The sequence below is a fragment of the Pseudomonas sp. FG-3G genome (genome assembly GCF_901007645.1).
GTDB lineage: Bacteria > Pseudomonadota > Gammaproteobacteria > Pseudomonadales > Pseudomonadaceae > Aquipseudomonas > Aquipseudomonas rhizophila.
In genome coordinates this window covers 486193-506036 of the sequence record NZ_CAAKGZ010000021.1, presented here as the reverse complement: position 1 = coordinate 506036, position 19844 = coordinate 486193, and the positions used below count along the sequence as shown (strand labels likewise).

The following is a 19844-nucleotide window of genomic DNA, read 5'->3' as shown; positions in this document are numbered from 1 at the left end:
CATGCTTTCAAGAACCGCTTCGGACCTCTACTGGATGTCCCGCTACCTGGAGCGCGCCGAGAACCTGGCGCGCATGCTCGAAGTCAGTTACTCGCTGTCGCTCATGCCCCAGGCCGGGCGCAGCGACGGGCATGCCGAGCTGGCGATGTCGTTGCTGGCGGCCGGCACGCTGGAGGATTACAACGCCCGTTATGACGCGCTGAACACCGAACGCATGTTGCATTTTTTCGCACTGGACGAAACCAACCCCGGAAGCATCTACAGCTGTCTGCGGGCGGCGCGGACCAATGCCCATGCGGTGCGTGGACGCATCACCGCCGATATGTGGGAGAACATCAACGCCACCTGGCTGGAGATGCGCAACATTGCCAGCAATGGTCTGGGCCGCTACGGCATCAGCCACTTCTGTGAATGGGTCAAGGAGCGCTCGCACCTGTTCCGTGGCGCGACGTCGGGCACCATCATGCGCAACGATGCCTATAGATTCATTCGTCTGGGAACCTTTATCGAGCGGGCGGACAACACCCTGCGTCTGCTGGACGCCCGCTACGAAATGTTTGGTGAGGAGTCGGAAGAGGTCAGCGACAACTCGGCACGCGGTTATTACCAGTGGAGCGCCTTGCTGCGGGCGTTGTCTTCGTTTGAAGCGTTCAACGAGATCTACCGCAATGCGCCCAACGCCGAGCAGGTCTCGGAAATGTTGCTGCTGCGCGCCGACGTTCCGCGCTCGTTGCATGCCTGTATCGAGGAGCTGGACCAGATCCTCTCCAGCCTGCCGGGCAACAATGGCCGCCCGGCCCAACGCCTGGCCGCTGAACTGAACGCGCGGCTGCGTTACTCCGGCATCGACGAGATCCTGGCATCGGGCCTGCATCAATGGCTGACCGACCTCATTGGCCAGATTCGCCACCTGGGCCAGACCGTTCACGAGTCTTATCTGGAGGTGGTATGAAACTTTCCATACGCCACGACACGACCTATAGCTATGCCGATGAAGTGTGCACCAGCATCCAGTTCCTGCGCTTGACTCCCAAGGACACTCAGCGCCAACGCATCCTGCAATGGCATCTGGAATTGCCACGTCTGGTGCGCAGCCAGCTCGACCCCTACGGCAACATCCTGCATGTGATGACCATGGACGAGCCCCATGGCGCTCTGGTGCTCACGGCTTATGGCGAGGTGGAAATCCATCAGGCGGTGCAGATGGAGCCGGACAGCCAGTCACCGCTGCCATTTCTGCGCCCCAGCCGCCTCACCCAGGCCGATGATGCTCTCGCGGCCTTTGCTGTGGAGCAATGCGCAGCCCGACGTGATCGCTCGGCGCTGACCGATTTGATGAACGGCCTGGCTGCCCGCATGCCCTACAGCCCGGGCACGACCGAGGTCAGCAGTACCGCCGCCGAAGCCTTCGCCGGGGGCGTGGGGGTTTGTCAGGATCATACCCACGCATTTCTGGCCTGCGCGCGTAGCCTGGGGGTTCCGGCGCGCTATGTCTCCGGTTACCTGTGCACCGAAGATGAAAGTCATCTGGCGAGCCACGCCTGGGCTGAAGCCTGGCTGGAGGACGGCTGGTACAGCTTCGACGTGACCAATCGCCTGACCTGTCCGGATCGGCATTTGAAACTGGCGGTCGGCCTGGACTACCTCGACGCCTGTCCGGTACGCGGCATGCGCCGCGGTGGCGGGGCAGAGCAGATGCACGCGCGGGTGCAGGTGAACTCAATGGTTCAGGTACAACACCAATAAAGGCACAGGCCTCATCGCCAACACCCGATCCCACACTGGAATGGGTGGTGGACACAAACCTTGTATCCACCCGAGAGCCCCTGTGGGAGCGGGCTTGCTCGCGAAGACGGTCGCCCAGCCGACGTCACCACCAACCGGCCCACCGCCATCGCGAGCAAGCTCGCTCCCACAGGTTCCCCTATAACCTGACGCGGCTTATAGTAGTCGGCCTTGTCGTGCCTCCAGGAAGGAGCCCCCATGGCCGAGTCTTCGATCACCCTCGCACGCTTCACTGAAGCCCACATCGCCGGTGTCACCGCGCTCTACAACGACCCGGCGGTCGCCCGTCAGATGTTGCAGATGCCTTTCCAGTCCCCTGAAGTCTGGCGCAAGCGTCTGGGTGGGGATGACGAGCGCCAGGTAAAACTGGTGGCGCTGCATCAAGACCAAGTCATCGGGCATCTGGGGCTGGAGCAGTACTCGCGCATCCGTCGGGCCCATTGCGGCAGCCTCGGTATGGGCGTGGCTGTCGCCTGGCAGGGCAAAGGCGTGGGGTCGATGCTGCTGGCCGCCGCGCTGGACGTCGCCGACAACTGGATGAACCTGCGCCGGGTCGAGCTGACGGTGTACGCCGACAATGAAGCGGCCATCGGCCTGTACCGCAAGTTCGGTTTCGAAACCGAAGGCCTGCTGCGCGACTACGCCGTGCGTGACGGGCGATGGGTGGATACCCAGGCCATGGCGCGGCTGCGCTGAAGGATCCGTCTGCTCAGGCATGTTGGCATTTGCGTACGCCCGGGTCTTTAACCTGTCATCATCGTGCTTTGCAGCATCCCTTATACAGAGGAACAGCGCATGGACGATGTACAGCAGCTAGGCGAGATGCTTCGTCATTACGCAGACAGCGAAGCGCACAAGAAGCAACAGCACGAGGCGCAATCGGCGGTGTGGGCCGCGCAGATCGAGGCGTTGTACGGGCAGATCGAGCAATGGCTGGCGCCGGTCCTGGCCCCCGGCCTTCTGACGCTGACCCGTGAGGCGTATGTGGCCCACGGGCCGAGTGTTCCGGCAGAAACCTCCGGCTTCAAGACAGAAAAGCTGACACTGTCCATCACTGGCAAGCCGGTGGAATTCATACCCGATGTAATGGGGGCCGGCGGGCAGATTTCCCTGGCGATCATGGGGCTGACTGCAACGCGTTACGGCAGCATCTCGCTGGTTTGCCTGCCGCCTTCGTTGCAGTGGCAATGGCGTCGAACCAACGGGTTGAAGGATCCGGATACTTTTACCTTCGACGCGGACTTTCTCGCGCAGCAATTGCAGAGCCTGATACCCCGCGAGCGCGGCTGAAGGCGGTGGCGAGCAAAGGGCTTGCCCAGTGACTTCTTCCTGTCGGAGCAGGCAAAACCGCGCCCATTGGCTATACCTGTAATTCCCGGCCCCGTTTCGTGTGGCTTACAGGAGTGACAGCATGAAGTTTGCGTCAATGATTGGCACCGTGTGCATGGCCTCGCTTGCCCTGGCGGGTTGCTCCAGCAATATCACCCAACCGGATGAGTACTCCGGCTTTCTGGGTGATTACAGCCGGCTCAAGGAGGAGAAATCGCCGTCGGGGGCCGAAGTGATGCGCTGGGTTGATCCCACGGCAGACCTGAGCAAATACACCAGCCTTTACGTCGAGCCGACACAGCTTTACCCCAAGCCGCAGCCGACCGTGAAGATCCCCCAGGCCACCTTGTCCGGCATTACCGGTTACTACGATCAGGCGCTCAAGCGGGAAGCGGGCAAATCCCTGCCCCTGGCGACCGGCCCTGGGCCCGGAGTACTGGTGATGCGCGCGGCCATCACCGCCGTAAGCAGCAAGACCGAGGGCCTGAAGCCTTATGAAGTGATTCCGATCGCGCTGGTGGCGGCCGCGGTCAGTACCGCCAGCGGTATTCGCGACCAGGAAACCACCTTGGGTACTGAAGCGGTATTCCTCGACGGTGGCAACAATGCAGTGGTCGCCCAGGTGGTGCGCAAGGGCACGGGTAAGCCGTTGTCCAACGAAGCCCAGGTGATGAAGCCCGATGATGTCAAAGGTGTGATCGATGGTTGGGCAGCGGACTTGCATCAGTCGTTTCTGAAGCTCAAGGCTAAATAGCCCACAGGCGTCGCTGTAGGCGCTGGCGAAGCCTGCGATCTTTCGCTCTAGACTCAATTAGCAGGGCAAAGATCGCAGACTCGTTGCACTCGATAGCTCCTACACCGCCAAGCCATGACTTTTTATGTCCAACCATAGGTCGCAGAACCATTTCATGGTTAACTCCGGCCTCACCATTTTCAAACCTGTCAGAAGGAATCCGTTCATGGCTCAAGTCACCCTCAAAGGCAACCCGGTTCAAGTCAACGGCCAGTTGCCACAAGCCGGTTCCAAGGCGCCAGCCTTTTCCCTGGTAGCCGGCAATCTGTCCGACGTTTCCCTGAAGGATTTCGCCGGCAAGCGCAAAGTGCTGAACATTTTCCCAAGCGTCGATACCCCGACCTGCGCCACCTCCGTGCGCAAGTTCAACGCCCAGGCCAACGAACTGAGCAACACCGTGGTGCTGTGCATCTCGGCTGACCTGCCGTTCGCCCAGGCGCGTTTCTGCGGTGCCGAAGGCCTGGAAAATGTCCAGAACCTGTCCACCCTGCGCGGCAGTGAGTTCATCGAGAATTATGGCGTGGCGATTGCTGATGGCCCGCTCAAAGGCTTGACCGCCCGTGCGGTGGTGGTGCTCGACGAAAACGACAACGTGCTGCACAGCGAGCTGGTCAAGGAAATCGCTGAAGAGCCCAACTACGACGCTGCTCTAGCTGTACTGAAATAAAGTATTTATTACAATTGTTAACGGCCTGGCCTTGTCCAGGCCGTTTTCATTTGTGCTTCAAGACCTTAGCCAACTACGCGATAGGTAAGCCCAAGGTAAATTGCCGGTAAAGGCGCTTTGCTAAATACCCGCCAGTGCTTATCGTTCAGCCTCCCGTAAAAGAAGCCCACGCGCCCAATGGTTGATCATTCCATGCAATCCTCTGTTTCCCACAAATCCCGTCGCTGGCTGTTTGGCCTGGTCGTCGTATTGATCGTCGCGGCGCTGGCCTGGAAGTTCTGGCCCGTCGGCACGGACCAAAAGCCCGGAGCAGGGCAAAAAGCGCCTGCTGAACAGGCGGGGCGGTCGGGCGGGATGCGGCCAGGGTTTGGGGGGGCGACAGGGCCGGTACCGGTTCGGGTAGCGCCGGCTGTCACCGGTGATTTTCCGCTTTACTACAAGGCGTTGGGCACCGTCACGGCCCTCAATACCATCAACGTGCGCAGCCGGGTGGGTGGCGAGCTGGTCAAGATCGCCTTTGAAGAAGGGCAAATGGTCAAGGCTGGAGACCTGCTGGCTGAAATCGACCCGCGTCCATACCAGAACGCCTTGCTCCAGGCCGAAGGCACGCTGCTGCAGAATCAGGCCCAACTGAAAAATGCCCAGGTAGACCTCGAGCGTTATCGTGGCCTGTATGCCGAGGACAGCATCGCCAAACAGACCCTCGATACCGCCGCCGCTTTGGTGGGCCAGTACCAGGGCACGGTCAAGACCAACCAGGCGGCAGTCAACGACGCCAAGCTCAATCTGGAGTTCACCAGGATCCGGGCGCCGATCTCCGGCCGGGTCGGTTTGCGGCAACTGGATGTTGGCAATCTGGTGGCCGCCAACGACACTACCGCGCTGGCGGTCATCACCCAGACGCAACCCATCAGCGTCGTGTTTACGCTGCCGGAAACCAACCTTGATACCGTGCTTGCCCGCTATCGCAGCGGGGCGAAGCTGCCAGTGGAAGCCTGGGACCGTAGTGACCTGAAGCTGCAGGCCAGCGGTGTACTGCAAAGCCTGGACAACCAGATCGACATCACCACCGGCACCCTGAAGTTCAAGGCTCGTTACGATAACCGCGACCAGTCGCTGTTCCCCAACCAGTTCGTCAATGTGCATCTGTTGGCCGACACCCTCAAAAATGTAGTCCTGGCGCCGACCGCTGCGATTCAGTTCGGCACCAACGGCACCTTCGTCTACGCCCTGGATGGCGATAAAAAAGTCACCATCAGAAAGCTGAAGATCGGCGCCAGCGACGGCGAACACACCGTAGTCACCGAAGGCCTGGCCGCAGGTGATCGAGTAGTGCTAGAAGGCACCGATCGCCTGAAGGAAGGCAGTGAGGTGGATGTGGTCAACGACAGCCAGGACGTGCCCACCACGCCGACCGAACACCTGCAGGGCAAAACGGCGGCGGCCCCGGCTGAACCGGCCGTGGCCGACAAGGCGAAAAAGGGCGGCGCATGAACCTCTCGCGTCTGTTCATCCTTCGCCCGGTCGCCACCACCCTGAGCATGCTGGCCATCGTGCTGGCCGGTCTGATCGCCTATCGGTTGCTGCCGGTGTCGGCATTGCCCCAGGTCGATTATCCGACCATCCGCGTGATGACCCTGTACCCGGGCGCCAGTCCCGACGTGATGACCAGCGCCGTGACCGCCCCTCTGGAACGGCAGTTCGGGCAGATGCCGGGCCTGACGCAAATGGCGTCCACCAGCTCCGGCGGCGCGTCGGTGATTACCCTGCGTTTCAGCCTCGACATCAACATGGATGTCGCCGAGCAACAGGTGCAGGCGGCGATCAATGCGGCCACCAACCTGCTGCCCAACGATCTGCCGGCCCCGCCGGTGTACAACAAGGTCAACCCGGCCGACACCCCGGTGCTGACCCTGGCGATCACCTCCAAGACCATGTTGCTGCCCAAGCTCAATGACCTAGTGGACACCCGCATGGCGCAGAAAATCGCCCAGATCAGCGGGGTCGGCATGGTTTCGATCGCCGGCGGTCAGCGCCAGGCTGTGCGGATCAAGGTCAATCCCGAGGCCCTGGCAGCCGCAGGTCTGAACCTGGCGGACGTGCGCACCCTGGTCGGCGCCTCCAACGTCAACCAGCCCAAGGGCAACTTCGACGGACCGACCCGGGTCTCGATGCTCGATGCCAACGATCAGTTGACCTCACCCAAGGACTACGCCGAGCTGATCCTCGCCTATGCCAACGGCGCTCCGTTGCGCCTCAAGGATGTCGCGCAGATCGTCGATGGCGCCGAGAATGAACGCCTTGCCGCCTGGGCCAACGAAAATCAGGCCGTGTTATTGAACATCCAGCGCCAGCCGGGGGCCAACGTCATCGAGGTGGTAGACCGGATCAAGGCCTTGCTGCCGAGCATTACCGACAACCTGCCGGCCGGCCTGGACGTTACGGTGCTGACTGACCGCACCCAGACCATTCGCGCTTCGGTCACCGACGTACAGCATGAACTGCTGATCGCCATCGCCCTGGTGGTCATGGTGACGTTCCTGTTCCTGCGTCGGGTCAGTGCCACGATCATTCCGTCGGTGGCTGTACCGTTGTCGCTGATCGGCACGTTCGGCGTGATGTACCTGGCCGGTTTTTCCATCAACAACCTGACGCTGATGGCCCTGACCATTGCCACCGGTTTTGTGGTGGACGATGCCATCGTCATGCTGGAAAACATTGCCCGCTACATCGAGGAGGGCGAAAGCCCCATGCAGGCCGCGCTCAAGGGCGCGAAGCAGATTGGCTTCACTTTGATTTCGCTGACGCTTTCGCTGATCGCGGTGCTGATCCCGTTGCTGTTCATGGCCGACGTGGTTGGGCGCTTGTTCCGCGAGTTCGCCATCACCCTGGCGGTGGCGATCCTGATCTCTCTTGTGGTGTCGCTGACCCTGACGCCGATGATGTGTGCCCGGTTGCTCAAGCGCGAACCCAAAGAGCAGGAGCAGGGGCGTTTCTACCGCGCCAGCGGCGCCTGGATCGACTGGATGATCGCCGCCTACGGTCGCAAGTTGCAGTGGGTGCTCAAGCATCAGCCGCTGACCCTGCTGGTTGCCGTGGGCAGCCTGGTACTGACGGTGGTGTTGTACCTGGCCGTGCCCAAGGGGTTTTTCCCGGTGCAGGACACCGGGGTGATCCAGGGTATTTCCCAGGCGCCACAGTCGATTTCCTTCGCCGCCATGAGCGAGCGCCAACAGCAGCTGGCCAAGGTGATCCTGGCCGACCCTGCGGTGCAGAGCCTGTCTTCCTACATCGGCGTGGACGGTGACAACGCCACGCTCAACAGTGGTCGCTTGCTGATCAATCTCAAGCCCCACAGCGAACGGGATGACAGCGCCACCGAAATCATCGCTCGTTTGCAGCCACAACTGGATCGGCTGGTGGGCATCCGCCTGTTCATGCAACCGGTGCAGGACCTGACCATCGAAGACCGGGTCAGCCGCACCCAGTACCAGTTCAGCCTGTCTTCGCCGGATGCCGAGTTGCTTAGCCTCTGGAGCGATCGCCTTGTCGAAGCCTTGGCCCGGCAGCCGGAGTTGACCGACGTCGCCAGCGACTTGCAGGACAAAGGTCTGCAGGTCTACCTGGTGATCGACCGCGACGCCGCGTCTCGCCTGGGCGTGTCGGTGGCGGACATCACTGATGCACTGTATGACGCTTTCGGCCAGCGGCAGATTTCCACCATCTACACCCAGGCCAGCCAGTATCGGGTGGTGTTGCAGGCCCAGGCCGGGGAGCGCATCGGGCCGCAGGCGCTGGATCAGATTCACGTCAAGACCACCGATGGTGGCCAGGTGCGGCTGTCGAGTCTGGCCCGCGTCGAGGAGCGTCAGGCCCAGTTGGCCATTGCTCACATCGGCCAGTTCCCGGCGGTGATGATGTCGTTCAACCTGGCGCCCGATGTAGCCCTCGGGCACGCGGTGGACGTGATCGAGAAGGTCCAGCAGGACATTGGCATGCCGGTCGGGGTGCAGACCCAATTCCAGGGCGCGGCCCAGGCGTTCCAGGCCTCGCTGTCGAGTACCTTGCTGCTGATCCTGGCGGCGGTGGTGACCATGTACATAGTGCTCGGCGTTCTGTACGAGAGCTACATCCACCCGATCACGATTCTCTCCACATTGCCCTCGGCGGCCATCGGCGCCTTGCTGGCGCTGATCATCAGCGGCAATGACCTGGGCATGATCGCGATCATCGGCATCATCCTGCTGATCGGCATCGTCAAGAAAAACGCGATCATGATGATCGACTTCGCCCTCGACGCCGAACGCAACCAGGGCATGGACCCGCAGACGGCCATCTACCAGGCCGCGCTGCTGCGTTTCAGGCCGATCCTGATGACCACACTGGCGGCCCTGTTCGGTGCGGTGCCATTGATGCTCGCCACGGGCTCCGGCGCCGAACTGCGCCAGCCTTTGGGGCTGGTGATGGTGGGTGGGTTGTTGGTGAGCCAGGTGCTGACGTTGTTCACCACGCCGGTGATTTACCTGTATTTCGACCGCCTGGGGCGCCGCTTTGCCAAGCCTGATGGGGAAGAGGTGCGGGTATGACGGTATCTAGCGGCAAGCTAAAGCCTGTGCACGACTTGCTTTTCTCTTGCAGCTTGCAGCTTGAAGCTTGGAGCTGTCACCCATGAACCTCTCCGGCCCTTTCATCCGTCGCCCCGTAGCGACCATGCTGCTGAGCTTTGCAATCATGCTGCTCGGTGGCGTGAGCTTTGGCTTGCTGCCGGTTGCACCGTTGCCGCAGATGGATTTTCCGGTGATCGTGGTCCAGGCCAACTTGCCGGGGGCCAGCCCCGAGGTGATGGCGTCGACGGTGGCAACGCCGCTTGAGCGTTCCTTTGGCGCCATCGCCGGGGTCAACACCATGAGCAGCCGCTCCAGCCAGGGCTCTACCCGGGTGATCCTGCAATTCGACCTGGACCGCGACATCAACGGCGCGGCGCGGGAAGTGCAGGCGGCCATCAATGCCTCGCGCAACCTGTTGCCCAGCGGCATGCGCAGCATGCCCACGTACAAGAAGGTCAACCCGTCCCAGGCGCCGATCATGGTGCTGTCGCTGACTTCGGATGTGCTGGAGAAGGGCCAGCTCTACGACCTGGCTTCAACCATCCTGTCCCAGAGCCTGTCCCAAGTGTCGGGCGTGGGCGAGGTGCAGATTGGCGGCAGTTCCTTGCCGGCGGTGCGCATCGAACTGGAGCCGCAACTGCTCAACCAGTACGGCGTAGCCCTGGATGATGTGCGCAGCGCCATTGCCGACAGCAACGTGCGCCGGCCCAAGGGTTCGGTCGAGGACGCACAGCGCATGTGGCAAATCCAGGCCAACGATCAGTTGGAGAAGGCCAAGGACTACGAAACGCTGATCATCCGTTACCAGGACGGCTCGGTGCTGCGCCTCAAGGACGTAGCAAAAGTCACCGACGGCGTCGAAGACCGCTACAACAGCGGTTTCTTCAACGATGACGCAGCCGTGCTGCTGGTGATCAACCGTCAGGCTGGCGCCAACATCATCGAGACGGTCAATGAGATCAAGAACCAGCTGCCGGCGTTGCAGGCCGTGCTGCCGGCCAGCGTCAAGCTGAACCTGGCCATGGACCGCTCACCGGTGATCAAGGCCACGCTGCACGAGGCGGAAATGACCCTGCTGATTGCCGTGGCCCTGGTGGTGCTGGTGGTGTTCCTGTTCCTGGGCAATTTTCGCGCCTCACTGATCCCGACCCTGGCGGTGCCGGTGTCCCTGGTGGGCACGTTTGCGGTGATGTACCTCTATGGCTTCTCCCTGAACAACCTGTCGTTGATGGCGTTGATCCTCGCCACCGGCCTGGTGGTGGACGACGCCATCGTGGTGCTGGAGAACATTTCCCGGCACATCGACGAAGGCGTACCGCCCATGAAGGCGGCCTACCTGGGCGCCGAAGAGGTGGGCTTTACGCTGCTGTCGATGAACGTCTCACTGGTGGCGGTGTTTCTCTCGATCCTGTTCATGGGCGGGATTATCGAGAGCCTGTTTCGCGAGTTCTCCATCACCCTGGCGGCGGCCATCGTGGTCTCGCTGGTGGTGTCGCTGACCCTCACGCCGATGCTCTGCGCTCGCTGGCTCAAGCCCCACGTGCCGGGGCAGGAGAATCGCTTGCAGCGCTGGAGCCGGCGCCTCAACGAGCGGATGGTCCGTGGTTACGCGCGCAGCCTGGACTGGGTGCTGCGCCATCGGCGCCTGACCTTGCTGAGCCTGCTGGTGACCATAGGGGTGAACATCGCACTCTACGTGGTGGTGCCGAAAACCTTCATGCCTCAGCAGGACACCGGCCAGTTGATCGGTTTCGTGCGCGGCGACGACGGACTCTCGTTCAACGTCATGCAGCCGAAGATGGAAATCTTTCGTCGCGCCGTGCTGAAGGATGAAGCCGTAGAAAGCGTGGCGGGGTTCATCGGCGGCAACAACGGCACCAACAATGCCTTCATGCTGGTACGCCTCAAACCGATCAACGAGCGTGGTATCTCCGCGCAGAAAGTCATCGAGCGCTTGCGCAAGGAGATGCCCCTGGTGCCGGGTGGCCGCTTGATGCTGATGGCCGACCAGGATCTGCAGTTTGGTGGTGGACGTGAGCAGACCACCTCGCAGTATTCCTACATCCTGCAGAGCGGTGACCTGGCGTCGCTACGCCAGTGGTACCCCAAAGTCGCGGCGGCCTTCAGGGCCTTGCCGGAGCTGACCGCTATCGACGCTCGCGACGGCGGCGGCGCCCAGCAGATCACGCTGGTGGTGGACCGTGACCAGGCCAAGCGCCTGGGCATCGACATGGATATGGTCACCTCGGTGTTGAACAACGCCTACAGCCAGCGGCAGATATCCACCATCTATGACAGCCTCAACCAGTATCAGGTGGTGATGGAGGTCAACCCCAAGTACGCCCAGGACCCGAGCACCCTCGAGCAGGTCCAGGTCATTACCGCTGACGGCGCGCGGGTGCCCCTGTCGACCATCGCGCATTATGAGAGCAGCCTGGAGGATGATCGGGTCAGCCATGAGGGTCAGTTCGCCTCCGAGGACATATCGTTCGATTTGGCCGAGGGTGTGACGGTGGAGCAGGGCACGGCCGCCATCGAGCGGGCAATTGCCAGGCTCGGGATGCCCGAAGACATCATCGCAAAAATGGCCGGCACCGCCGATGCGTTCGCGGCAACCCAGAAGAGCCAGCCGTTCATGATCCTGGGTGCATTGCTGGCGGTGTACCTGGTGCTGGGTGTGTTGTACGAGAGCTACATTCATCCGCTGACCATCCTGTCCACCTTGCCGTCGGCCGGTGTCGGCGCACTGCTGTCGATTTATTTGTTGGGCGGCGAGTTCAGCCTGATTTCGTTGTTGGGGTTGTTCCTGCTGATTGGCGTGGTGAAGAAAAACGCGATCCTGATGATCGACCTGGCGTTGCAACTGGAGCGCGGCGGGCAGTCGCCGCAGGACTCGATCCGCAACGCCTGCCTGCTGCGCTTGCGGCCGATTCTGATGACTACGCTGGCGGCGATCCTCGGTGCCTTGCCGCTATTGCTTGGCGGTGCCGAAGGCTCGGAGATGCGCCAGCCGCTGGGCCTGACCATCATCGGCGGACTGGTGTTCAGCCAGATCCTGACCCTCTACACCACGCCTGTGGTTTACCTTTATCTCGACAAGCTGCGCCATCGCTTCAACCGCTGGCGCGGCGTGCGCACTGATGCTGCCCTGGAAACTCCGCTATGACCGACCGTTCGCTTTTCAATCTTGTCGCACCGCTGGCGACCGCCCGTGGCTCGCGGCTGCTGAGCCTGACGCTGTGCGTGGCGATGCTCAGCGCCTGCGCCATCGGCCCGGATTACCAGCGCCCGGTGGCCGCGGCGCCCGTGCAGTACAAGGAGGCTGAGGGTTGGCGCCAGGCCAATCCTAGCGACGCCCTGGCTCGGGGTGCCTGGTGGGAGTTGTACGGCGATGCCCGGCTCAATGGCCTGGTGGAGAAACTCAACACCTCCAACCAGACCGTGGCCCAGGCCGAAGCCCAGTACCGTCAGGCCCAGGCCTTGGTTCGCAGTGCCCGGGGCGCGTTCTTCCCCTCCGTTGACCTGACCGTCGGCAAGAACCGCTCCAGCCAGGGCACCGGCAGCAGTAATTCGAGCCTGAGCAGTTCGGCCAGTGGCATCCGCGACACCTACAGCGCCCAGGCCGGTGTCAGTTGGGAGGCGGACGTCTGGGGCAAGTTGCGTCGCACTCTGCAAGCCAATGAAGCCAGCGCCGAAGCCAGCTTCGCCGATCTGGCCGCCATGCGCCTGAGCCAGCAATCGGAACTGGTGCAAAACTACCTGCAATTGCGGGTGATCGACGAGCAGAAACGCTTGTTGCAGACCACCGTGGACAACTATCAGCGTTCGTTGAAGATGACCGAAAACCAATACCGCGCGGGCGTATCCGGCAGGGATGCGGTGGCTCAGGCGCAAACTCAGCTCAAGACCACCCAGGCCGAGTTGATCGACCTGATCTGGCAACGCGCTCAATTTGAAAACGCCATCGCCGTGCTGATCGGCTTGCCGCCGGCCGAATTCAGCCTGGCAGAAACCCAGGACATCCCGACCCTTCCGCAAATCCCCGTGGCGCTGCCCTCGCAGTTGCTTGAGCGCCGGCCGGACATTGCCTCGGCGGAGCGTTCGGTGATGGCCGCCAACGCCAACATCGGCGTGGCCAAGGCCGCCTATTACCCGGACCTGACCCTGAGCTTGAGCGGCGGTTACAGCAGCAGTACCTACGATAACTGGGTGAGTGTGCCGAATCGCTTCTGGTCGGTGGGACCGCAGCTGGCGATGACGCTGTTCGATGGCGGCCAGCGTTCGGCGGAAGTCGACCGCACCGTTGCGGCCTACGACCAGACGGTCGCCACCTATCGCCAGACGGTGCTCGACGGTTTTCGCGAAGTGGAAAACTACATGATCCAGCTCAAAGTCCTGGAAGACGAAGCCCGCGTGCGCCAGGAGGCCCTGGATGCCGCCCGCGAATCCTTGCGCCTGACCCAGAACCAGTACAGGGCAGGGCTGATCGCCTACCTGGATGTCGTCACGGTCCAGGCCACCGCGCTGAGTAATGAACGCAGTGTGCTGACCTTGCAGCAGAGCCGGTTGATCGCGAGTGTGCAACTGATCGCCGCATTGGGTGGTGGGTGGGATGGGCAGATGCAGGTGAGTGAGAACCCCGATTGAGTCGGCAACGCTGTCTTTTTAAGGGACAAAGATGAATGTGTGGCGAGGGAGCTTGCTCCCGCTTGAGTGCGAAGCACTCATAAAAATGGGGCCGCTACGCAGCCCAGCGGGAGCAAGCTCCCTCGCCACAGGGTGGATTTTCATTGCAGGCAGCCAGGTCCCGCTTTTGGCCGATGCACTGTCTACGACCCGGTGCGTTGACTTGTTATAGTTCAGGCCTCTTTTTCAGCCGGTAAAGGATCACTGCCATGTCGCAATACCAAGCGTTCACCGTCGAACTTGCAGACAATATCGCCCATGTGCAGATCAATCGACCGGACAAGATCAATGCAATGAACGCCGCGTTCTGGAGCGAGATCGTCGAAATCTTCCAATGGATCGACGACACCGACGAAGCGCGCGTGGTGGTATTGAGCGGGGCCGGCAAACACTTCTCCTCGGGCATCGACCTGATGATGCTGGCCGCCGTGGCCAATGAGCTGGGCAAGGACGTGGGCCGCAACGCACGCCTGTTGCGCCGCAAGATCCTGCAACTGCAAGCCTCGTTCAACGCCGTGGACAACTGTCGCAAACCGGTGCTTGCAGCGATCCAGGGTTATTGCCTGGGCGGCGCCATCGACCTGATTTCAGCCTGCGACATGCGATATGCCGCCGAGGATGCGCAGTTCTCCATCAAGGAAATCGATATCGGCATGGCGGCCGATGTTGGCACATTGCAACGCTTGCCCCGGATCATCGGGGACGGCATGCTGCGTGAACTCGCTTATACGGGGCGTACCTTTGGTGCCGACGAAGCGCGCAGCATCGGCCTGGTCAATCGTGTCTACAGTGATACCGCCAGCCTGCTTGACGGTGTCATGGGCATCGCTCGAGAAATCGCCGCCAAGTCGCCGATCGCCGTGACCGGTACCAAGGAAATGATCAGCTACATGCGCGACCACCGCATCGACGACGGGCTGGAATACGTCGCCACCTGGAACGCCGCCATGCTGCAATCGACCGACCTGCGCGTGGCCATGGCCGCCCATATGAGCAAACAGAAACCTGAATTTCAGGATTGATTGATCATGATTTCACGCTGGACCACCGCAGTACTCGATACCGATCTCCCGGGGGGCTGGGCCGTGGCCCGCAGCCCGGAAGGCTTTCTGTTCGATGACAACGGCGCGCTGTTTCCCCGCGACTGGCTCAAGCGCCAGGACCTGTCGATCCTCGCCGAGCATGGCATTGGCCACCTGGATGGCGAGCCGGTCTATCTGCTGGAACTGCACAGCTCACAGGACATCCCCGGCTGTAACTGGAAGGGGCTGCGGGCGTTCATGCTCGAGGATGACCACACCCTGTACAAGGTCCTGGGCTATGCCGCGCAGATCGGCACCTGGGCTCGGGAGTGCCGTTTCTGTGGCAGCTGCGGCAAGCGCATGGGCCAGATTGCCCGGGAACGGGCGATGTATTGCGATGCCTGCGACTTGCGGCATTACCCGCGAATCTCACCAAGCATGATCGTGCTGATCACCCGTGGCGATGAAGTCCTGCTGGCCCGTTCGCCTCGCTTCGTCACGGGTGTCTACAGCACGCTGGCCGGGTTCGCCGAGCCAGGTGAGTCCGCCGAGGATTGCCTGGTTCGTGAGGTGCGCGAAGAAGTCAGCATCGAGGTGAAGAACATTCAGTATGTCGGCAGTCAATGCTGGCCGTTTCCCCATTCGATGATGCTCGGCTTCCACGCCGAATATGCCGGTGGCGACATCGTCAGGCAGGAAGATGAAATCGAAGATGCCCAGTGGTTCAACGTGCACAACCTGCCGCCGCTGCCGGCCTCGCGTTCCATCGCCCGCTACCTGATCGACCTCTATGTGGCGCGGCGCTTAGGCCACGCTGAACCAGTGCTGCCAGGCTAGACGCACGGTCAAGCCCAGTACCACGGTGATAAATACAGGTCGGATGAATTTCGCGCCGCCGGTGATGGCGGTGCGCGCGCCGAAGAATGCCCCTACCATCACCGACAGCCCCATGCTCAGGCCGATGATCCACTCCACTTGCCCCGAAAAAATGAACACCGACAGCGCCGCGATGTTGCTGACGAAATTCATGCTGCGGGCCACACCACTGGCCTTGACCAGATCGATGGGATAGAGCAGCAGGCTGCTGACAGTCCAGAATGCACCCGTCCCAGGACCGGCCACGCCGTCGTAGAAGCCCAGGCTGAACCCCTGGGGCGCTTGCCAGGTCTTCTTGATCGGCGCATCGCTGTCCAGCGGCGCCTTGGGCGTGCCACCGAACAACAGGTACAGGCCACAGGCGAAGACGATCACCGGCAGCATCTTGTTCAGCCACTCGGCGGGCAGGTAATGGGCGACGATGGCGCCGGCCAAGGCACCGACCAGCGTGCCGACGAGGGCATGGGTCCACTGCCTTGGATGGAACAGCTTGCGCTTGTAGAACGTGAAACTGGCCGTGGCCGAACCAAAGGTCGAGCTGAGTTTGTTGGTGCCCAGGACCAGATGGGGAGGCAAGCCGGCGGTCAGCAGGGCCGGGGTGGTCAACAGGCCACCTCCGCCGGCAATGGCATCGATGAAACCGGCAATGAATGCGACGACGATCAGGATAGCGAGGGTGGTAAGGTCAACGCTGAGTTCGAAAGGCATGAAATGGGCTTATTTGGCAGGGCGCAGGTGACTGCGGGGAAGGCCGGTATGTTACCCATAAATGGGGCAGGGCTGCGACTGCCTCCATGGGTCCCTGAAGTCTCCGTGGCGAGGGAGCTGGCTCCGCTGGGTTGCGACGCAGGCCCAGAAGCCTTCGCACACCTATGTGGTTGTCGGGCGGAAGCTGGCCTTTGGACGAATTTTTTTTGAAATCAAGGGGTTGTCAGCCTAGGCAAATGAGTACATAATTGCGCCCATCGAACGCACTGGGACGTAAAAAATCTCAATGTTTTCAAGGAGATAGAGCTTCGTAAGCGTCTTGTTTCCTGATCAGGTTTGTACGCGGTTGATGTAGCTTTCTTGCATCAAACGTCTTGAGGCCGAATAGCAAAATGGTTATGCAGTGGATTGCAAATCCACCTACGCCGGTTCGATTCCGACTTCGGCCTCCACTTTAAAACAGCTCCGTAGATCCATGATTTACGGAGCTTTTTTATTTTCGGAGCAGCGACAGGTTTTGTCTTGAAAAGGACAGAAGCTACCTTGCTTCGCCGGGAAGGGATGTATATATTCCCCCCTCTTGCTGCACCAGCCTCGACTGGCATATCTGCTCCACGCTGATGTCCATAAGGTTGACCGCGCTACCGCCCGAATGGCGAAACTGGTAGACGCATGGGACTTAAAATCCCCCGCTCGTAAGGGCGTGCCGGTTCGATTCCGGCTTCGGGCACCATGAATATCAAGGGCTTGCATGACATACCTCATGCAAGCCCTTTTTTTTCCGAACATACTGCCTCCAATCAGGGCCGCTCCTACAATGGCGCCCATAAAATCGCTTCTTCCCAGGCTCATGCCGGTTCCCTATCGATTCACATTGAAGTGCGCACAGGGCGCGCGAACATAGCATTGAAAATACGCTGACCATAGAGGCCGACGGCCAGGCCGAGTACGATCAGGACCACCGCCAGTACTTTGCTCACCGGCACACTTTCGTTGAACACCACTACCGAGCCGAGCATGCCGAAGATCGGCACCAGCAGAGAGAGCGGCGCCACTGTGGAGACCGGATAGGTTTTGAGCAGCGAGTTCCAGATCCAGTAAGCGAACAGCGTATTGGGATAGACCTGGAACAGGATCGACAACACGGCAGTCGTGTTCACCTGACTGACAAGCGCGGTGTAGCCGGCGCTGCCGTTCACCGCGTAATCGAGGGCGAACAGCGGAATCGGTGCAAACGCACTGGACCAGACCAGAAAGCCGAAGACATCCTTGGTGCTGGCCTTCTTGTTGATGATGTTGGCAACGCTCCAAGACGCCGCGCCCACCAGCACCAGCAATACGCCGGTCAGGCTCACCGAACCGTCACTGATCTTGATAATGCACAACAGCCCTGCGAGGGCGATCAACATGCCCAGCACCTGGAAGCGGGTCAGCGCTTCCTTGAACACCCAACCGCCGAGCAGGATGGTGAAGAACGCGCTGAATTGCAGCACCAGCGACGCGATGCCCGCCGACAGCCCGGCCTTGATACCCAGATTGACCACGCCCCACAGACCAATGCCGAACACCAGGCCATAGCCGATGATGTAGCGCCACGGCACTTCGGGTTTACGGATGAAGAAAATCGCCGGTAACGCACAGAGACTGAAGCGGATGCCCGCCAGGATGAACGGGTCGACGGTGGCCAGTCCCAGTTTGATCACCGAGAAATTCACACCCCAGATTGCCGTTATCAATACAGCCAACACTACGTGCAGTGGTTTCATGGATTATTTGCCTTGATGAAGGAGGTCGGTGTCACGCCGCGGAGGTTCAATTCGTACGTCGCCAACGTCAGCCTGTCATTAACCATGGTGCGGATTTCGCCCTGTTCGATCACGTCGAGCGTCATGTCCTCGGGTACGCCGAACATCACCGTGGCGGCGCTGCAGGTTGCCGGTGACAGCTCCTGTGGCACCGACGCGCGGAACGCCGAATCGTTGGAAAGTTACTTGGAAGTCAGTCCCAGGTAGAACCAGTACAGCAGGGCGACTGCGCTGATAGCGGCACCCAATATACAAACGGCGACCCAGCCAAAGTGTGCATAAGTATAAGTAGCGGCTATTGCACCCAGACCACTGCCCACCGAATAGAAGCACATGTAAGCGGCCACCAGTCGGCTTTGTGCATCGGGTCGTGCGGCAAAGATCAGGCTCTGATTGGTGACATGGACGGCTTGCACGGCGAAATCCAATAGCACCACACCTACCGCCATGGCGAACAATGAGTGTTCAACGAACGCCGTAGGCAGCCAGGACAAGGTCAACAGTGCCAACGCGACGCCCGTGGTGCGATTGCCGAGCCCTTGGTCGGCGAGCCGTCCGGCCCGTGCCGCTGCCAGCGCACCGGCCACACCGGCGAGTCCGAACAAACCAATCTGCGTGTGTGTCAGCGACAACGGCGGCGCGCTGAGTGGCAGTACCATCGACGTCCACAACACACTGAACGCGGCGAAGATCAGCAGGGCGAAGGTGCCCCGGACACGCAATGTGCGTTCGGTCAGGTACAACTGGAACACCGATCGCAGTAATTGCCAGTAGCCGCCTTTCGCCGGTGGCGTGGTGGAGGCAGGCATGGTGCGCATCAGCACCAGTGCCATGCCGATCATCAGGGCGGCTGAGACAAAATAAACACCGCGCCAGCCGGCCAGATCAGCCACTGCACCGGAGACGAAACGGGCCAGCAGAATTCCCAGCACCACGCCACTGGTCACGGTGCCGACGGCTTCGCCACGCTGCTCGGGACTCGCCAGCGAAGCGGCGTAGGCAACCACCACTTGCACCACGACCGCCATCATGCCCACCAGCACCATCGCGCCGAGCAACATGCCCCAATCCTGCGACACGCCAACTGCGCATAGGGCCAGAGCCGACAGCAGCATTTGTGTAAGGATAAGTTTCTTGCGATTGAGCAAATCACCCAGCGGAACGATGAACAACAATCCGACAGCATAACCGGCTTGTGTCGCGGTCACTACGACACCAATCGTGCCCGACGAAACCGACAGGCTGGCAGCCATCGACTCCAGCAAAGGCTGGGCGAAGTAGACGTTTGCGACCGCCATGGCGCAGGTAATTGCAAAAAGAAAAGTCTGATAGCGACTGAGCTTGGAGGTGTCCCGGGTTTGGGGTGCTCGCGTGTGCCCACCGCTGTATTTTTCGGCTTCGATGTCCATCTTTACCGGGGCATGAGACTTGAGCGGCATCACTCCTTCCTTGGAATATGTGGTTTCGAAAGGAAACCGATTCGTTGATTTTTATCAAATGAAGTTGTTAAATGCAACCAAATGTATAAAACATTTTCGTCTGACGTTAGAAACTTTCCCCCCTTCC

Annotated in this window: 16 protein-coding genes and 2 tRNA genes; 14 read left to right on the top strand and 4 right to left on the bottom strand. The window is 60.8% G+C overall.

All coding sequences use genetic code 11. The features are described 5' to 3' along the window. Position 1 precedes the first annotated feature (1 nt). The 12 genes from PSEUDOMOFG3G_RS14590 (at position 2) to nudC (ending at position 15726) form a co-directional block, all read left to right on the top strand. The gene (locus tag PSEUDOMOFG3G_RS14590) at positions 2-952 is read left to right on the top strand and encodes an alpha-E domain-containing protein (RefSeq protein ID WP_139050393.1); all 951 of its coding nucleotides are present in this window, start codon (positions 2-4) and stop codon (positions 950-952) included. Then, positions 949-1746 carry a transglutaminase family protein gene (locus PSEUDOMOFG3G_RS14585; protein ID WP_047226610.1) on the top strand — a complete coding sequence of 266 codons (798 nt, stop codon included), beginning with the start codon at positions 949-951 and terminating at the stop codon, positions 1744-1746. The genes PSEUDOMOFG3G_RS14590 and PSEUDOMOFG3G_RS14585 overlap by 4 nt, the downstream gene beginning before the upstream one ends. Before the next feature lie 237 nt (positions 1747-1983). After that, positions 1984-2481: a GNAT family N-acetyltransferase gene (locus tag PSEUDOMOFG3G_RS14580; RefSeq protein ID WP_139050391.1), complete on the top strand. Its 498-nt coding sequence runs from the start codon at positions 1984-1986 to the stop codon at positions 2479-2481. A 99-nt stretch (positions 2482-2580) separates the two neighbouring features. Then, positions 2581-3075 carry a hypothetical protein gene (locus PSEUDOMOFG3G_RS14575; protein WP_139050390.1) on the top strand — a complete coding sequence of 165 codons (495 nt, stop codon included), beginning with the start codon at positions 2581-2583 and terminating at the stop codon, positions 3073-3075. A gap of 121 nt (positions 3076-3196) precedes the next feature. Continuing rightward, positions 3197-3868: a DUF3313 domain-containing protein gene (locus tag PSEUDOMOFG3G_RS14570; protein WP_139050389.1), complete on the top strand. Its 672-nt coding sequence runs from the start codon at positions 3197-3199 to the stop codon at positions 3866-3868. A 205-nt stretch (positions 3869-4073) separates the two neighbouring features. Beyond that, the gene (tpx, locus tag PSEUDOMOFG3G_RS14565; RefSeq protein WP_047226605.1) at positions 4074-4574 is read left to right on the top strand and encodes a thiol peroxidase; all 501 of its coding nucleotides are present in this window, start codon (positions 4074-4076) and stop codon (positions 4572-4574) included. Between the two features lie 177 nt (positions 4575-4751). Beyond that, positions 4752-6068, top strand: a complete 1317-nt coding sequence (locus tag PSEUDOMOFG3G_RS14560; RefSeq protein WP_139050388.1) for an MdtA/MuxA family multidrug efflux RND transporter periplasmic adaptor subunit — start codon at positions 4752-4754, stop codon at positions 6066-6068. Further along, on the top strand, positions 6065-9160 hold the full coding sequence (locus tag PSEUDOMOFG3G_RS14555) for an MdtB/MuxB family multidrug efflux RND transporter permease subunit (protein ID WP_139050387.1): 3096 nt from the start codon (positions 6065-6067) through the stop codon (positions 9158-9160). Before PSEUDOMOFG3G_RS14560 ends, PSEUDOMOFG3G_RS14555 begins: the two co-directional genes overlap by 4 nt. An 82-nt stretch (positions 9161-9242) precedes the next feature. After that, positions 9243-12347, top strand: a complete 3105-nt coding sequence (locus PSEUDOMOFG3G_RS14550; RefSeq protein ID WP_107322609.1) for an efflux RND transporter permease subunit — start codon at positions 9243-9245, stop codon at positions 12345-12347. After that, positions 12344-13828: an efflux transporter outer membrane subunit gene (locus PSEUDOMOFG3G_RS14545; protein ID WP_047226601.1), complete on the top strand. Its 1485-nt coding sequence runs from the start codon at positions 12344-12346 to the stop codon at positions 13826-13828. Before PSEUDOMOFG3G_RS14550 ends, PSEUDOMOFG3G_RS14545 begins: the two co-directional genes overlap by 4 nt. A gap of 248 nt (positions 13829-14076) precedes the next feature. After that, positions 14077-14889: a crotonase/enoyl-CoA hydratase family protein gene (locus PSEUDOMOFG3G_RS14540; RefSeq protein ID WP_047226600.1), complete on the top strand. Its 813-nt coding sequence runs from the start codon at positions 14077-14079 to the stop codon at positions 14887-14889. A 6-nt stretch (positions 14890-14895) separates the two neighbouring features. Next, positions 14896-15726: an NAD(+) diphosphatase gene (gene nudC, locus PSEUDOMOFG3G_RS14535; RefSeq protein WP_139050386.1), complete on the top strand. Its 831-nt coding sequence runs from the start codon at positions 14896-14898 to the stop codon at positions 15724-15726. On the opposite strand, the gene PSEUDOMOFG3G_RS14530 is transcribed toward nudC, so the two are convergent. Then, a complete protein-coding gene (locus PSEUDOMOFG3G_RS14530; RefSeq protein WP_139050385.1) occupies positions 15694-16473 on the bottom strand; it encodes a TSUP family transporter in 780 nt (259 codons plus the stop codon). The genes nudC and PSEUDOMOFG3G_RS14530 overlap by 33 nt on opposite strands. Before the next feature lie 378 nt (positions 16474-16851). On the opposite strand from PSEUDOMOFG3G_RS14530, the gene PSEUDOMOFG3G_RS14525 reads away from it, so the two are divergent. Both PSEUDOMOFG3G_RS14525 and PSEUDOMOFG3G_RS14520 read left to right on the top strand, forming a co-directional pair. Further along, positions 16852-16925 (top strand) — tRNA-Cys (locus PSEUDOMOFG3G_RS14525). A gap of 194 nt (positions 16926-17119) precedes the next feature. Further along, positions 17120-17206: transfer RNA gene (locus PSEUDOMOFG3G_RS14520), tRNA-Leu, on the top strand. Between the two features lie 136 nt (positions 17207-17342). Here PSEUDOMOFG3G_RS14520 and PSEUDOMOFG3G_RS14515 read toward each other — a convergent pair. Genes PSEUDOMOFG3G_RS14515 through PSEUDOMOFG3G_RS14505 form a run of 3 tightly spaced genes read right to left on the bottom strand, consistent with a single transcriptional unit; the run spans position 17343 to position 19717 of the window. Further along, the gene (locus PSEUDOMOFG3G_RS14515) at positions 17343-18239 is read right to left on the bottom strand and encodes an EamA family transporter (RefSeq protein ID WP_139050384.1); all 897 of its coding nucleotides are present in this window, start codon (positions 18237-18239) and stop codon (positions 17343-17345) included. Continuing rightward, entirely contained in the window at positions 18236-18430 is a 195-nt protein-coding gene (locus tag PSEUDOMOFG3G_RS14510) for a hypothetical protein (protein ID WP_257220788.1), read from the bottom strand. Before PSEUDOMOFG3G_RS14510 ends, PSEUDOMOFG3G_RS14515 begins: the two co-directional genes overlap by 4 nt. A gap of 30 nt (positions 18431-18460) precedes the next feature. Then, the gene (locus PSEUDOMOFG3G_RS14505; protein ID WP_139050383.1) at positions 18461-19717 is read right to left on the bottom strand and encodes an MFS transporter; all 1257 of its coding nucleotides are present in this window, start codon (positions 19715-19717) and stop codon (positions 18461-18463) included. Between the last annotated feature and the right edge of the window lie 127 nt (positions 19718-19844).